This window comes from Flavobacterium sp. PL02 (assembly GCF_035013205.1).
Taxonomy (GTDB): Bacteria; Bacteroidota; Bacteroidia; order Flavobacteriales; family Flavobacteriaceae; genus Flavobacterium.
The window spans coordinates 329083-343431 of the sequence record NZ_JAYGJP010000002.1 but is presented as its reverse complement, the minus strand read 5'-3'; the positions used below and the strand labels follow the sequence as shown (position 1 = coordinate 343431).

Annotated in this window: 13 protein-coding genes; 12 read left to right on the top strand and 1 reads right to left on the bottom strand. The window is 31.8% G+C overall.

The window, feature by feature from the left end; genetic code table 11:
• Nucleotides 1-106: 106 nt before the first annotated feature.
• The 3 genes from SHI72_RS09450 (at nucleotide 107) to ctlX (ending at nucleotide 3318) form a co-directional block, all read left to right on the top strand.
• Nucleotides 107-1384: a citrate synthase gene (locus tag SHI72_RS09450; protein WP_039111731.1), complete on the top strand. Its 1278-nt coding sequence runs from the start codon at nucleotides 107-109 to the stop codon at nucleotides 1382-1384.
• 68 nt (nucleotides 1385-1452) lie between these two features.
• Complete coding sequence (locus SHI72_RS09445; RefSeq protein ID WP_086894388.1) at nucleotides 1453-2367, top strand: dimethylarginine dimethylaminohydrolase family protein; 915 nt, start codon at nucleotides 1453-1455, stop codon at nucleotides 2365-2367.
• 15 nt (nucleotides 2368-2382) lie between these two features.
• Nucleotides 2383-3318 carry a citrulline utilization hydrolase CtlX gene (gene ctlX, locus SHI72_RS09440; protein ID WP_039117291.1) on the top strand — a complete coding sequence of 312 codons (936 nt, stop codon included), beginning with the start codon at nucleotides 2383-2385 and terminating at the stop codon, nucleotides 3316-3318.
• A gap of 74 nt (nucleotides 3319-3392) precedes the next feature.
• Here ctlX and SHI72_RS09435 read toward each other — a convergent pair whose 3' ends face one another.
• The gene (locus SHI72_RS09435; protein WP_039111728.1) at nucleotides 3393-4022 is read right to left on the bottom strand and encodes a MarC family NAAT transporter; all 630 of its coding nucleotides are present in this window, start codon (nucleotides 4020-4022) and stop codon (nucleotides 3393-3395) included.
• Nucleotides 4023-4176: 154 nt separating this feature from the next.
• On the opposite strand from SHI72_RS09435, the gene SHI72_RS09430 reads away from it, so the two are divergent.
• The 9 genes from SHI72_RS09430 to SHI72_RS09390 all read left to right on the top strand — a co-directional run bounded on the left by SHI72_RS09430 (nucleotide 4177) and on the right by SHI72_RS09390 (nucleotide 14341).
• On the top strand, nucleotides 4177-4542 hold the full coding sequence (locus SHI72_RS09430; RefSeq protein WP_039111727.1) for a CoA-binding protein: 366 nt from the start codon (nucleotides 4177-4179) through the stop codon (nucleotides 4540-4542).
• A 226-nt stretch (nucleotides 4543-4768) separates the two neighbouring features.
• On the top strand, nucleotides 4769-5389 hold the full coding sequence (recR, locus tag SHI72_RS09425; RefSeq protein WP_039111726.1) for a recombination mediator RecR: 621 nt from the start codon (nucleotides 4769-4771) through the stop codon (nucleotides 5387-5389).
• 72 nt (nucleotides 5390-5461) lie between these two features.
• Nucleotides 5462-6259, top strand: a complete 798-nt coding sequence (locus SHI72_RS09420; protein ID WP_039111725.1) for a polysaccharide biosynthesis/export family protein — start codon at nucleotides 5462-5464, stop codon at nucleotides 6257-6259.
• A 15-nt stretch (nucleotides 6260-6274) separates the two neighbouring features.
• Complete coding sequence (locus tag SHI72_RS09415; protein ID WP_039117289.1) at nucleotides 6275-8710, top strand: exopolysaccharide transport family protein; 2436 nt, start codon at nucleotides 6275-6277, stop codon at nucleotides 8708-8710.
• A gap of 26 nt (nucleotides 8711-8736) precedes the next feature.
• On the top strand, nucleotides 8737-9714 hold the full coding sequence (locus SHI72_RS09410) for an SDR family oxidoreductase (protein ID WP_323489821.1): 978 nt from the start codon (nucleotides 8737-8739) through the stop codon (nucleotides 9712-9714).
• 58 nt (nucleotides 9715-9772) lie between these two features.
• On the top strand, nucleotides 9773-11164 hold the full coding sequence (locus SHI72_RS09405) for a UDP-glucose 6-dehydrogenase (protein ID WP_323489820.1): 1392 nt from the start codon (nucleotides 9773-9775) through the stop codon (nucleotides 11162-11164).
• Nucleotides 11165-11236: 72 nt separating this feature from the next.
• Nucleotides 11237-11701, top strand: coding sequence for a UpxY family transcription antiterminator (locus SHI72_RS09400; RefSeq protein WP_039111721.1), 465 nt, complete (start codon nucleotides 11237-11239; stop codon nucleotides 11699-11701).
• A 306-nt stretch (nucleotides 11702-12007) separates the two neighbouring features.
• Nucleotides 12008-13291 (top strand): nucleotide sugar dehydrogenase, encoded by a 1284-nt coding sequence (locus tag SHI72_RS09395; RefSeq protein WP_323489819.1) that lies wholly within the window; start codon nucleotides 12008-12010, stop codon nucleotides 13289-13291.
• A gap of 42 nt (nucleotides 13292-13333) precedes the next feature.
• Nucleotides 13334-14341, top strand: coding sequence for a mannose-1-phosphate guanylyltransferase (locus SHI72_RS09390; protein ID WP_323489818.1), 1008 nt, complete (start codon nucleotides 13334-13336; stop codon nucleotides 14339-14341).
• Nucleotides 14342-14349 lie beyond the last annotated feature (8 nt).

Below are 14349 nucleotides of genomic sequence, written 5' to 3'. Positions count from 1 at the left end.
TTTTTTTGAGTTTTAACAAATTCATAGCAAGATTCCTTTTTTAGTTAGTCTTAAATTCCTTAGATTTGATAAATTATTATTTAAAAGATTTATTTCCGATTATATTATGTCAAAAATAGCTACCCTAGAAGTAGATGGTAAGAAGATAGAACTTCCTGTTATAACTGGAAGCGAAAATGAATCTGCTGTCGATATTAACAAATTACGTGATTTAACTGGTTTCATTACACTTGATCCAGGATATAAAAATTCAGGTTCTTGTACAAGTGAGATTACTTTCTTAGATGGAGAATTAGGAATTTTGCGTTACAGAGGATACTCAATTGAAGATTTAGCTGAGCAAGCAAGTTTTCCTGAAGTATCTTATCTTTTGATTTTTGGTGAGTTACCAACAACTCAACAATTAGCACAATTTGATGCTGATATTAAAAAACATACTTTGGTAAACGAAGAAATGAAAAACATTATTGACGGTTTTCCAAAAACTGCTCATCCTATGGGTGTTTTGTCTGCTTTGACAAGTGCTTTAACAGCTTTTAATCCAAAAGCTGTGAATGTAGAAAATGAAAAAGAAATGTATGAGGCTATTTGTAAAACGATAGCTAAGTTTCTTGTTATTGCTACATGGACTTATAGAAAAACAATGGGTTACCCATTAAACTACTATGATAATACAATAGGGTATGTAGAGAACTTTATGCAATTAATGTTTAAATTGCCTACTGGACCTTATGCAGCAAATCCAATTGTTGTTAACGCATTAGATAAATTATTCATCTTACATGGAGATCATGAGCAAAACTGTTCTACATCTACAGTAAGAATGGTAGGTTCTTCTCACGCTGGTTTATTTGCTTCAATCTCTGCAGGAGTTTCTGCACTTTGGGGACCACTTCACGGAGGTGCAAATCAAGCTGTTCTTGAGATGCTGGAAGAAATTAATAAAGATGGTGGAGATACAGATAAATTCATGGCGAAAGCTAAAGATAAAAATGACCCTTTCCGTTTAATGGGATTTGGTCATAGAGTTTATAAAAACTTTGATCCAAGAGCTAGAATTATTAAGAAAGCAGCAGATGAAGTTTTAAATACATTGGGTGTTGATGATCCAATTTTATCTATAGCTAAAAAACTTGAAGCAGCTGCTCTTGAAGATGAATACTTTAAATCAAGAAGCTTATATCCTAACGTAGATTTTTACTCAGGAATCATTTACAGAGCATTAGGAATTCCTACAGATATGTTTACTGTTATGTTTGCTATCGGAAGATTACCAGGTTGGATCGCGCAATGGAAAGAAATGCGTGAAAATAAAGAACCAATCGGTCGACCTAGACAAATATATACAGGTCATCCTTTAAGAGAATTCAAATCGAATAAATAAAATTCAATTTAAAGCTTCACTTAACTGTGAAGCTTTTTTTTATCTTTGTCGAAATCAAATAATAGAATATGTTACAATTAAATGTAAAGAACGAAACATCAAGATTACGGGCAGTAGTTTTGGGATCTGCAGTTCATAACGGACCTACGCCAACTATTGAGGAAGCGTATGACCCGAAATCATTGGAGCATATTAAGGCAGGAACATATCCAGTAGAGTCTGATATGGTTGCCGAAATGGATGCTTTTAATGCAGTACTTCAAAAATACAATGTGACAGTTTTTCGTCCAGAAATGATTGAAAATTACAACCAGATTTTCACTAGAGATATTGGTTTCGTAATAGATGATATTTTCGTAAAATCGAATATTTTACCTGATAGAGAACGTGAGTTAGATGCGATTCAGTATGTAATAGATCAGATGAACCCTAATAAAGTAGTTCGCCCACCGGAAGAAGTGCATATAGAAGGAGGAGATGTTATGCTCTGGAATGATCATATATTTATAGGGACTTATAAAGGAAGTGACTATAAAGATTATATTACTGCAAGAACAAATATGCAAGGAGTTGAATTCATCAGAAATTTGTTTCCTAATAAAATAGTTAAAGAGTTTGATTTGGTTAAATCTAAAATCGAAGCTCGTGATAATGCTTTGCACCTGGATTGCTGTTTTCAACCAGTAGGGAAAGATAAAGGGATTATTTATAGAAGAGGATTTCGTGAAGAGGCAGATTATAGATATTTAGTGAATCTTTTCGGGAAAGAAAATTTATTTCATATCGAGAGAGAAGAAATGTATTATATGAACTCGAATGTTTTTTCGATAGATACAAATGTTGTTGTGTCAGAGAAGAACTTTACTAGATTAAATAATTGGTTAAGAAGTAATGGGTTTGTTGTAGAAGAAATTCCATATGCCGAAATAGCCAAACAAGAAGGATTATTGAGATGTTCAACATTGCCTTTAATTCGAGATTAATTTAATATCAAAAAAATGAAACAAACTACAAACGCAATAGTAATGATTCGCCCAGTGGCATTCCGTATGAATGAACAAACGGCAGTAAATAATTATTATCAAAAAGTGTTAGACGGACTTTTGCCAGCTACAGTAAATGCCAAAGCGCAACAAGAGTTTGATGCTTTTGTTGAGAAGTTAAGAGCAGTTGGAGTAGATGTAACCGTTGTAGAAGATACTCTAAATCCAGATACGCCAGATAGCATATTCCCAAATAACTGGGTTTCTTTTCATGAAAATGGAGATGTAGCATTGTATCCTATGTTTGCAGAGAATCGTCGTCAGGAACGTCGCGAAGACATCTTAGATACTCTAGAAGAAAAAGGATTCGAAATAAATAATATAGTCGATTATACATCGGCAGAAGAAGATGGTTTCTTCCTAGAAGGAACAGGAAGTTTACTTTTAGATAGAGCAAATGGAAAAGCATATTGCGCCTTGTCACCAAGAGCAGATGAAGAACTGTTTATAGAGTTCTGCGAAGATTTCGATTATGCGCCAGTTATTTTTGAAGCATTTCAAACTGTTAATGGAGAGCGAAAGCTAATTTATCATACCAATGTTATGATGTGCTTAGGAGAAACATTTGCAGTGATCTGTGCTGATTGTATCGATGATAAAAAAGAACGAAAAATGGTTCTTGAAAATCTAAAAGCAGATAAAAAAGAAGTTATCTTAATTACAGAGGCTCAAGTGAATAATTTCGCTGGAAATATGCTTGAAGTTCGTGGAGCAAATGATAAGAAATATATTGTAATGAGTGCTTCAGCACATCAAAGCTTAACGCCAAAACAAATTTCGCAACTAGAAAATCATGCAGAAATTTTAAGTTCAAGTTTAGATACTATCGAAGCTTGTGGTGGAGGAAGTGCAAGATGTATGATGGCAGAAGTGTTTTTGCCAAGAGCATAAGCTAAAATATGATTATACAAAAAAGGGGATAAATTCAGTATTTATCCCCTTTTTTATTTTTAAGAAATTCAGATTTACATCAAATTCCCTTTTATTATATTGATAATAGCACTTACTATATATTGTATTCCGATAGCAATTACAATAAAACCAACAATTCTAGAAATAGCAACAATCCCAGAAGCTCCAAGAATTTTAGCCAGATAATGTGCGCTTCTAAGAATAATAAAAATTACAATAGCAATAGCTAAGATTGCGAGTGATCCTATTATAATTTCCATCGTTTGATGATGTTCCTGATAAAAAGCAATTAATAAAGAAATTGAGCCAGGGCCCGCAAGCATTGGGATTGCTAATGGGGTAAGAGCAATGTCATTTCTTTGTTGAGCATCGGTTTCTATTTTTTTATTTATACCTCTTTTCTTATTGAATTTACCTGAAAGTAGTGAGAAACCAGAACTTACAATTATAATTCCTCCGGCAATACGAAGAGCATCAATGCTAATTCCGAAGAATGTTAGCATATATTGACCTACAAAAAAAGAAACAATTAAAATTAAGAAAACGTTTATCGCAGTCCATAAAGAAATTCTGGAACGCTCTTTTTTGGAGTCATGTTGTGTTAATCCTACAAAGATTGGAACAGTTCCAATTGGGTTTAGTACCGAGAAAAGAGCGGCAAATAAGTAAATAAATAGATCCATAAAGTCTTGTTTAGTATTGTAAAAATAGTCTTTTTAAAAGATATGATTATAGATTAATCAGTAGATTCTTGTTTTTATTGAAAAATAACTAAACTTTTTAAATCATCCAAGAGCTTAACCTTTTTGATTACTTTTGTAGAATACAATAAAGACAATGAAAAATAAAAAAACAGTAGTGCTTGGAGCAACTACAAAACCTGATAGATACGCTTTTTTAGCCATAAATAAATTAGTAGAGAAAGGACACACAGTATTGGCGATAGGTCAAAATACTGGAGAAGTTGCAGGAGTGAAAATTTATACAAAAGCGATTCCGCTTAAAAATATAGATACAATTACTTTATATTTAAATCCTGCGCGCCAGCGTGATTATTACAATTACATTGTAGAAGCTAAGCCTAAACGAGTAATTTTTAATCCAGGAACCGAAAATCCAGAATTATATCAATTGTTGGAACTTAATAATATCAAAGCCGAAGTTGCGTGTACATTGGTTTTACTTACTACAAATCAATATTAGTTCTATAAAGTAAATAATTTATTGTTTTTAGGAGCTATTTCCAGCTATCCGCTATATCTTTTTCTGGCAGAAAAAGCCAGAAAAAGGATGTCGCTTTTATCTGGGCTAGACCCAAAATAAACAATAGTCACGATTAGTTTTAAAAAGGAATATTTAAAGCATTTAAAACTTCTGATTTTTATAAACACAAGTCGGGTAAACCCGCAAATTTACTATTTTTGCCCTCATGGAATTTTCTTCAAAATTAATAGAAAAAGCAGTCAACGAAATGTCGCAATTACCAGGTATTGGTAAGCGTACGGCTTTGCGATTGGTTTTACATTTATTAAAACAACCCAAAGAGCAAACCGGATTTTTGGCCGAAGCACTTACAACAATGCGTGCCGATATTAAATTTTGCGAAAGCTGTCATAATATTTCCGATGTTGCAGTTTGCGAAATTTGTGCCAATACATCCAGGAATCATCAAACTATTTGTATAGTTGAGGATATTCGCGATGTAATGGCAATAGAAAATACGGGGCAATATAAAGGAATTTACCATGTTTTAGGAGGGAAAATTTCACCTATAGAAGGAGTCGGACCAAGTCAGTTGAATATAACGAGTTTAGTCGAAAAAGTAAAACTTGGCGGAGTAGCCGAAATTATATTTGCTTTAAGCTCGACTATGGAAGGAGATACTACCAATTTTTATATCTACAAACAAATAGCCGATGTCGATATTATAATCTCTACAATTGCAAGAGGAATTGCAGTGGGAGATGAACTAGAATATGCAGACGAAGTTACCCTTGGGCGAAGTATATTACAAAGAGTTCCATTCGAAAAAACCTTCAAAAATCATTAATGATTCTTTAATCAAAATCGATATTTTCTAAATAGTAAATGAAAAGCTATATTTGCTGTTAAAATTCTACAAATGAACAAAAACTCTTTTTATCTGTTGCTGCTTATTGGAGCACTTTTTACATCTTGCATACCATTAAATGACTTAGTTTATTTACAAGATAAAGGAGCAACTGGAACAGAAAGTAATATTGCCGCTGTAGAATCAAAACCATATCGGTTACAAACAAATGATGTTTTAAGCATTGATATAAAAGCTATTGATCCCAAATTAGTAGCAATTTTTAATACTACAGAAAAAGCAAGCGGACAAACTTCTGTGCGCTCAGAGGCAGGTCTGTATTTTGATGGTTTTACGGTAGATGACCATGGGAATATTAGAATGCCAATTCTGGGAGAAATAAATGTTATGGGATATACACTTGAAGAAGTGCGTATTAAAATCGAGAAGCAATTATTAGACGAGCATTTTAAATCTGAGGCAAATATTTTTGTTACAGTAAAACTTGCTGGTTTTAGATATACAATAAATGGAGAAGTGGGATCCCCAGGTACCAAAACACTTTTTCAGCAACATGTAAATGTAATGGAAGCTATTGCTAACTCTGGTGATATTACAATTACAGGAAATAGAAAAGCAGTTACCATTATTCGTCAATCTCCTACAGGAGTAGAAATGCATGATATAGATCTTACGGATCTTAACGTAATGAAATCTCCTTATTACTATTTACAGCCAAATGACTATATATATGTAAAACCACTCAAGCAAAAAACTTGGGGAACAGGTAAAACAGGAATTGAGTCTATAGGAACAATAATTACGATAATATCTTTGGCAACAACTACATTTTTACTTTTAAAACTTTAAAAACCTACTATTAAAATGTTAGATATAAAAGATTTTTCGATTTTTGATAATCAATCAAGTTTTGATTTGAAAGGATTTTTATTAAAAATCGGAGGGTACTGGAAATGGTTTTTAGTGAGTTTGATTATTGCTTTTGCAATTGCTTATCAAGTAAATATTCGCAAAGAAAAAATTTATGGAATGGAAACTTTGATTTCCATAAAAGAAGAAAATAATCCTTTTTTTACCTCAAACACAAGTTTAGTTTTTAATTGGGGCGGAACTTCAGATCAAATGAGTAGCACGACTACAGTGTTGCAATCAAGATCCCATAACGAGCTAGTTGTAGATAAACTACAATATTATATAGACTATTTAGAACAAGGAGAATATAATTTGGTAGATGCTTACGGAGCAGTTCCTTTTTATATAGCTATCGATAAATCTAAAGGACAACTTGCTGGTTCATTAATTAGTGTTAAGTTTTTAAGTGACAATGAATACGAAATCAGAATTCCTTTTGAGGGTAATTCAGTTTCATTAATTACTTATACCAATAATTCACGTAGTAATACAGCAGTAGAAATTGGAGAATTTGTAAAGAAGTATAAAGTTGGTGAGCAAGTCTCGTTGCCTTTTTTGAATTGGAAATTGCAAATTAATGATAACCCAGGTTTTTATAAAGGGAAAGAATATTTTATAAGATTTAATGATTTTGATGGAACTGTAGCGAGATATAGAGGAGTTAATGTGCAATCAGACGAAAGAGGTGGTTCTATACTTACCTTAGGAATGCAAGGTACCAATAAAGCAAGAATGGTAGAGTATTTAAATTCTACTGTGAAAATGTTAATGAAAATTCAACTTGATAGTAAGAATCAGTTTGCTACAAATACGATTAGTTTTATTGACAGTACACTTGTGGCAATGGAAACTCAGTTAAAGGAAACAGGAGATGAATTAAAGTCATTTAGAAAGGGTAAAAATGTCTACAATATAGAAGAAGGAGGAGCTAAGTTTTCGGATAAAATTATGGATTTTGATATCGAAAGAGATGAAATTACCCGTAAAGTAGCTTATTATAATTCATTAAAAGCATATTTAAAAAACAGTGTTGATTATTCTAAATTACCGGCGCCATCAGTTGCAGGAATTGAAGATCCAAATATTGTTGTAAACGTTTCTAAATTAATTTCGCTTTCTACGCAAAGATCAGAAATGGCTTATGCGGTAAAAAGTGATAAGATTTTTAAAGATTTTGACAATCAAATGATGGCTGTTAAAAACGTTTTGTTAGAAAATATTGCTTCAGCAAAAGCTTCGTTACAGTATGATTTGGCAATGGTAAATAGTAAAATTGGTCAGACCGAAAGTACAATTAAAAAATTACCAGAAGAGCAGCAAGAGTTATTGAAGATTAAAAGAAAATATGATTTAAGCGATAATATTTATAGCACATTTCTTCAAAAAAGAAGCGAAGCGGATATTGTAAAAGCGGCTAATCTATCAGATATTCATTTTATAGATCCTGCCAAAGATGTTGGTGGAGGATTGATAGGGCCTAAAACATCTGTTAATTATGTTCTGGCATTATTCTTAGGATTGTTAATTCCACTAGTAGTGATTTTGGCACTTTTCTTTATTAATAATTCAATCCAGAATATAGAGGATGTTAGTAAACAAACACAGATTCCGTTAATAGGAGTAATCGGTGTAAGTGGCGAATCTTCAAGTTTAGCGGTATTCGACAGGCCTAAATCTGCATTGTCGGAATCGTTTAGGGCAATACGTTCTTCCTTACAATTTTTATATAAAAAACAACAAGTTGATGGAGCAAAAACATTAATGATTACTTCATCAGTAAGTGGTGAAGGAAAAACATTTTGTTCTATTAATATTGCTACAGTTTTTGCCTTGAGCGAAAAAAGAACAGTTATTGTTGGTTTAGATTTAAGAAAGCCAAGATTGGCAGAAGAATTTAATTTGACTAATGAAGTTGGAGTAGTGAATTATTTGATTAAGAAAAAAAGCTTAGCTGAAATCACGAATGCGACTAAAATTCCATATTTAGATGTTATCCTTTCAGGACCAATTCCTCCAAATCCTTCAGAATTGATTTTGGGAGAAACGATGAAAGAGTTTATTGATGAGTTGAAGAAAAAATATGATTATATAATCTTAGATACACCTCCAGTTGGTCTTGTTTCCGATTCTTTGGAATTGGCACAATATAGTGATGTAACCTTATATATTGTAAGGCAAAATTATACCAAAAAGGATATGATTACGTTGTTGAATAACAGAGTTAAAAGAGGTGAGCTAACAAATGCGAGTATAGTTTTGAATGGTTTTGAGAATAAAGCCAAATACGGAACAACTTATGGGTATGGTAATTATTCTAACGGATATCATGAAGAGTCTGAAAAGCCAAGTTTTTTGCGAGCTATTTTCAATAAATTGAATAAAAAATAATATCGAGTAACTTTAAAGTATTAATTATGGAATCACAAAACACGATATTAATTACAGGAGGAGCTGGGTTTATTGGTTCAAATCTTTGCGAGTATTTTTTAGGGCAAGGTCATAAAGTTGTTTGTTTAGATAATTTTTCGACAGGACATCGACATAATTTAAAAGATTTTATCTCGAATGCTAATTTTAAATTGATAGAAGGAGATATTCGTAATATTGCTGATTGTGTTAATTCAGTACAAGGTGTTGATTATGTTTTGCATGAAGCTGCTTTAGGTTCTGTTCCGAGGTCTATAAATGATCCGATAACAACTAATGATGTTAATGTTTCTGGATTTTTAAATATGTTAGTGGCTTCACGTGATGCTAAAGTGAAAAGGTTTGTATATGCTGCAAGTTCATCTACTTATGGAGATTCTGAAGGATTGCCAAAGGTAGAAGATGTTATAGGGAAACCATTATCGCCTTATGCAATTACAAAATATGTAAATGAGTTGTATGCTGAAATTTTCAGTAGAACGTATGGCTTAGAAACGATCGGATTGCGCTACTTTAATGTTTTTGGAAGAAAGCAAGATCCGAAAGGAGCATATGCTGCTGTGATTCCTAAATTTGTCATGCAATTGATGGCTTTAGAAAGTCCTTTGATTAATGGAGATGGAAATTTCTCAAGAGATTTCACTTATATTGATAATGTGATTCAGATGAATGCTTTGGCAATTGCAACAAAGAATCCAGAGGCTATAAATACAGTTTATAATACGGCATTTGGTGATAGAAATACATTAAATGACCTAGTAGGCTATTTGAAAAAATATTTGTCTGAATATGATCCTAAAATTGCTTCAGTAGAAATAACATATGGACCTAATAGAACAGGGGACATTCCGCATTCTTTGGCAAGTATTGATAAGGCAAAAAGACTACTGGATTACAATCCTGAATACTCATTGCAAGAAGGCTTGAAAGAAGCTGTAAGTTGGTATTGGAATAATTTGAAATAATAACATTCTTTAATATAGAATGAAAAATATAAAATAAAACATTTATAAATTTAATTAGATGAAAATCACAAAGATTTGTTGTATTGGTGCGGGTTATGTTGGAGGGCCAACAATGGCAGTTATAGCGCAAAAATGTCCGCATATACAAGTTACAGTAGTTGATTTAAATGAAGAAAGAATCAATGCATGGAATGATGAGGATACTAATAATATCCCAATTTATGAACCAGGTCTTGATAAAATTGTAGCGGAAGCTAGAGGACGAAACTTATTCTTTTCTACCAATGTTGAAAAGGCTATTGATGAAGCTCAAATTATTTTCATATCTGTAAATACACCGACCAAAACCTATGGAAAAGGAAAAGGGATGGCAGCAGATTTAAAGTATATTGAATTATGTGCAAGACAAATTGCGAAAATTGCAAAAGATAATAAGATTGTAGTCGAAAAATCGACATTACCTGTGCGAACTGCAGAGGCAATCAAGAGTATTTTGGATAATACAGGAAATGGAGTTCAGTTTCAAATACTATCAAATCCAGAATTTTTAGCCGAAGGAACAGCAGTAACAGATTTATTAAATCCAGATAGAATTTTAATTGGTGGTGATACTACAACAGAGGGTAAAATAGCAATAGATGCTTTGGTAGAAGTATATTCTAATTGGGTAGCATCGGATAAAATACTTACTACAAATGTATGGTCATCAGAATTGTCAAAGTTGACGGCTAATGCATTTTTAGCTCAAAGAATATCTTCAATTAATGCAATGTCTGAATTGTGTGAGAAAACTGGAGCAGATGTAAATGAGGTAGCTAGAGCAATTGGTATGGATACCAGAATTGGTTCTAAATTTCTTAAAGCTTCAGTTGGGTTTGGAGGGTCATGTTTTCAAAAAGATATCCTAAATTTAGTTTATATTGCTAAGACATATGGATTACATGAAGTAGCTGATTATTGGGAACAGGTAATTATTATGAATGACCACCAGAAAAGAAGATTTTCTAATAAAATAGTTCAGACACTATATAATACTGTTTCAGGGAAAAAAATAGCATTTTTAGGTTGGGCCTTTAAGAAAGACACAAACGATACTCGTGAGTCAGCTGCAATTTATGTAGCAGATGATTTAATAAATGAACAAGCTAAGATTGCGGTTTATGATCCTAAGGTTTCTAGAGTAAAAATGCTGAATGATTTAAATTATTTAGAGACTAGAAGTTTAGATGAAAATGCTAAAATGGTTGCGACTTTTGATAATGCTTATGATGCTTGCTTAGGAGCTCATGCAATTGCCGTGCTAACAGAATGGGATGAGTTTGTAGGTTATGATTGGAAAAAAATATATGACTCTATGCAAAAACCAGCTTTTGTTTTTGATGGAAGAAATATATTAAATAGAGAAGAATTAGAAAAAATAGGATTCGTATATTTAGGAATTGGTTCTTGAAATCTTGATTGTGGTTAATTGAGAATTACTGCATTAATGTTTATAAGTGAATTTCATAATAAGTAGATAATAATGAATTGGTACGTAGTTTATACGAAGCCCAAATGGGAAAAAAAAGTAGCGGACCAATTAAATAAAATTGGGATAACGTGTTATTGTCCATTAATTACTCAAATTCGACAATGGTCAGATAGGAAAAAAAAGATAGAAGTACCTTTATTTAATTCTTATGTTTTTGTTCAATTAAAAGATTTGGATAGAAATTTAGTGTTTCAAACACCTGGGGTAATTCGTTATTTGTTTTGGTTAGGAAAGCCAGCAATTGTAAGAGATGAAGAAATAAATGTTATTAAAAATAGTTTGAGTTCTCCAATCATTAGTGAAGTTTCATTAGTTCCATTTAAAATAGGAGATAAAATAAAGTTAGATTCTGGAGTTTTTAGTAATCAGGATGCAATTGTTCAAGAAATATCGAATACCCATTATATTTTGGTTTTGGAATCATTAGGTTGTGTGTTAAAGATAAAATATAAATAAATTAACAAGATGAACGAAGGTTACTTGTAAGAGTTTATGATAAAAAAGAATCACTAATTTTAGTGATTTTTTTATGTTTAATACTTTTATTAGCTGTTTTTTTAGTGTTGATTTTTAGTTGGTTGTGTTTTTTTTATGTTGAATGATATATTTTTTGATTTTTCCATGGTTTTTGATATTGAATTAATAGCCTTATTATGGTATATTTGCCGAAATTGTATGTTCGCTTATCGAAGTCAAAATGTGACTTGGATAAGCGAAGCTGTGTAAATAAATGATTAAAATAACTAAAAAAGACTAGTAATAATGGAGAAAAACATAAAAATAGCAGTTATAGGCTTAGGTTATGTTGGTTTGCCATTGGCTAGGTTATTTGCTACAAAATATCCGGTTGTTGGTTTCGATATCAATCAGTCCAGAATTGCTTCTTTACAATCTGGTACTGACACAACATTAGAAGTTGATGATAAGACATTACAGAAAGTATTGCTTGGTAAAGTTGGGGATACTATTGGTTTGTATTGTACTTCTAATATTGAAGATATAAAGGACTGTAATTATTATATAGTAACAGTTCCTACTCCAGTTGATAAAAATAATAGACCAGATTTAACACCTTTATACAAATCAAGTGAAACGGTTGGTTCTGTCTTAAAAAAAGGAGATATTGTTATTTACGAATCGACTGTTTATCCAGGAGTAACAGAAGAGGAATGCGTTCCAGTTTTAGAAAGAATATCAGGATTAATCTATAATGTTGATTTTTATGCAGGATATTCGCCAGAACGAATTAATCCAGGGGATAAAGAACATACTGTCGAAAAAATATTAAAAGTAACATCGGGTTCGACTCCAGAAATAGGAAAAAAAGTTGATGACTTGTATAAAACTGTCATTACTGCTGGAACACATTTAGCACCAACAATAAAAGTTGCTGAAGCGGCAAAGGTTATTGAAAATTCACAAAGAGATATTAATATCGCATTTGTAAATGAATTAGCTAAAATATTCAATTTGATGCAAATTGATACTCAAGCTGTTTTAAAAGCCGCAGGAACAAAATGGAATTTTTTGCCATTTAAACCAGGACTAGTTGGAGGTCATTGTATAGGTGTAGATCCATATTATTTGGCACAAAGAGCTCAGGAATTTGGATATCATCCTGAAATTATTTTAGCTGGACGACGTTTAAATGATAGTATGGGAGAATACATTGCTTCGCAAGTAGTGAAGCTAATGCTTAAAAAAGGAATTTATGTAAATGGAGCTAATCTTTTAATGCTAGGAATTACATTTAAAGAGAATTGTCCTGATGTTCGCAATACTAAAATTGTTGATTTAATTCAGGCTTTGAAAGAATATGGTATTGCAATTACAATATTTGATCCATTAGCAAGTTTAGAAGAAGTACATAAAGAATATAAATTAGATATAACAAATACAATTCCCAAAGAAAAATTTGATGCTGTAATCTTAGGGGTAGCACATACAGAGTTTTTAAATTTAAACTTTACAGAATTACAAAAAGCTAATAGTTTATTGTATGATGTAAAAGGTGTACTAGGAAATGTAGCAGATAATAGACTATAAAATTAAGATACATCTACTTGTTTTATTAGTTAAAAATAGATTATGAATACAAAGAACTCAATTATACATGTTGTTTTAACTGGAGGAATTGGTAGCAGATTATGGCCACTCTCTCGTAAAAGTATGCCTAAACAATATTTAGAAATTTTCGAAGGAAAATCATTGTTTGAAATGACAGTAGAGCGAAATGCAAATTTAGCTGATAAAGTGATGGTAGTTGGAAATGTAGATAACTGTCATTTGAGTGAAAAAGTAATGATTAAATTAGGGAAACCTTACATAAATATAGTTGAATCAACTCCAAGAAATACAGCTGCTGCAATTGCTTTTGCAGCATTTGCTTCGCAATCAGATGATGTTCTAATTATAACGCCATCTGATCACATTATTGATGAAATGGAAGAATATGAACATGCAATAAAAAAAGCTATTAGTAAAGCAAAAGAAGGATACATCGTAACTTTTGGAATTGTTCCGACAAAACCAGAAACTGGTTATGGTTATATAGAATCAAAAGGTGATGATGTTATTTCATTTCGAGAGAAGCCTAATAGTGTGACTGCAAAAAGTTTTATTGCACAAGGAAATTTTTTATGGAATAGTGGGATGTTCTGTTTTAAAGCGGGTGTCCTATTAGAAGAATTAAAAACATATCAACCAGAAGTATATGAAAATTCTAAAAAAGCTTGGGAACTTAATAAAAATGGAAATTTAGATTTAGCTCTATCACTTGATATTCCTTCCATAAGTATTGATTATGCTGTTATGGAACGGAGTAAGAAAATAAAAGTTGTACCTGCTGCTTTTGGATGGTCTGATTTAGGCTCTTTTGAGTCTGTTTATGATTACTTAATTACTAAAGGGCATTTTGTAGATAAGGGTGGAAATATGGTTATAGGTTCAGATAAGCATACTACATTTTTGGGATTAAAAAATACTATTTTTGTATATACTGATACTGCTAATTTAATTTTGCAAAAAGAAAATTCACAAGATGTAAAAGATCTATACAGTGAATTAGAAAAACAAAAATCAGAGTTACTGAATTAATAAAATAA

Bases quoted from the DNA above. Each gene is read 5' to 3' on its own strand.
- SHI72_RS09405 (WP_323489820.1), top strand. From the start codon at position 9,773: ATGAAAATCACAAAGATTTGTTGTATTGGTGCGGGTTATGTTGGAGGG.
- SHI72_RS09445 (WP_086894388.1), top strand. From the start codon at position 1,453: ATGTTACAATTAAATGTAAAGAACGAAACATCAAGATTACGGGCAGTA.
- SHI72_RS09390 (WP_323489818.1), top strand. From the start codon at position 13,334: ATGAATACAAAGAACTCAATTATACATGTTGTTTTAACTGGAGGAATT.
- ctlX (WP_039117291.1), top strand. From the start codon at position 2,383: ATGAAACAAACTACAAACGCAATAGTAATGATTCGCCCAGTGGCATTC.
- SHI72_RS09435 (WP_039111728.1), bottom strand. From the start codon at position 4,022: ATGGATCTATTTATTTACTTATTTGCCGCTCTTTTCTCGGTACTAAAC.
- SHI72_RS09450 (WP_039111731.1), top strand. From the start codon at position 107: ATGTCAAAAATAGCTACCCTAGAAGTAGATGGTAAGAAGATAGAACTT.
- recR (WP_039111726.1), top strand. From the start codon at position 4,769: ATGGAATTTTCTTCAAAATTAATAGAAAAAGCAGTCAACGAAATGTCG.
- SHI72_RS09420 (WP_039111725.1), top strand. From the start codon at position 5,462: ATGAACAAAAACTCTTTTTATCTGTTGCTGCTTATTGGAGCACTTTTT.
- SHI72_RS09410 (WP_323489821.1), top strand. From the start codon at position 8,737: ATGGAATCACAAAACACGATATTAATTACAGGAGGAGCTGGGTTTATT.
- SHI72_RS09395 (WP_323489819.1), top strand. From the start codon at position 12,008: ATGGAGAAAAACATAAAAATAGCAGTTATAGGCTTAGGTTATGTTGGT.
- SHI72_RS09415 (WP_039117289.1), top strand. From the start codon at position 6,275: ATGTTAGATATAAAAGATTTTTCGATTTTTGATAATCAATCAAGTTTT.
- SHI72_RS09430 (WP_039111727.1), top strand. From the start codon at position 4,177: ATGAAAAATAAAAAAACAGTAGTGCTTGGAGCAACTACAAAACCTGAT.
- SHI72_RS09400 (WP_039111721.1), top strand. From the start codon at position 11,237: ATGAATTGGTACGTAGTTTATACGAAGCCCAAATGGGAAAAAAAAGTA.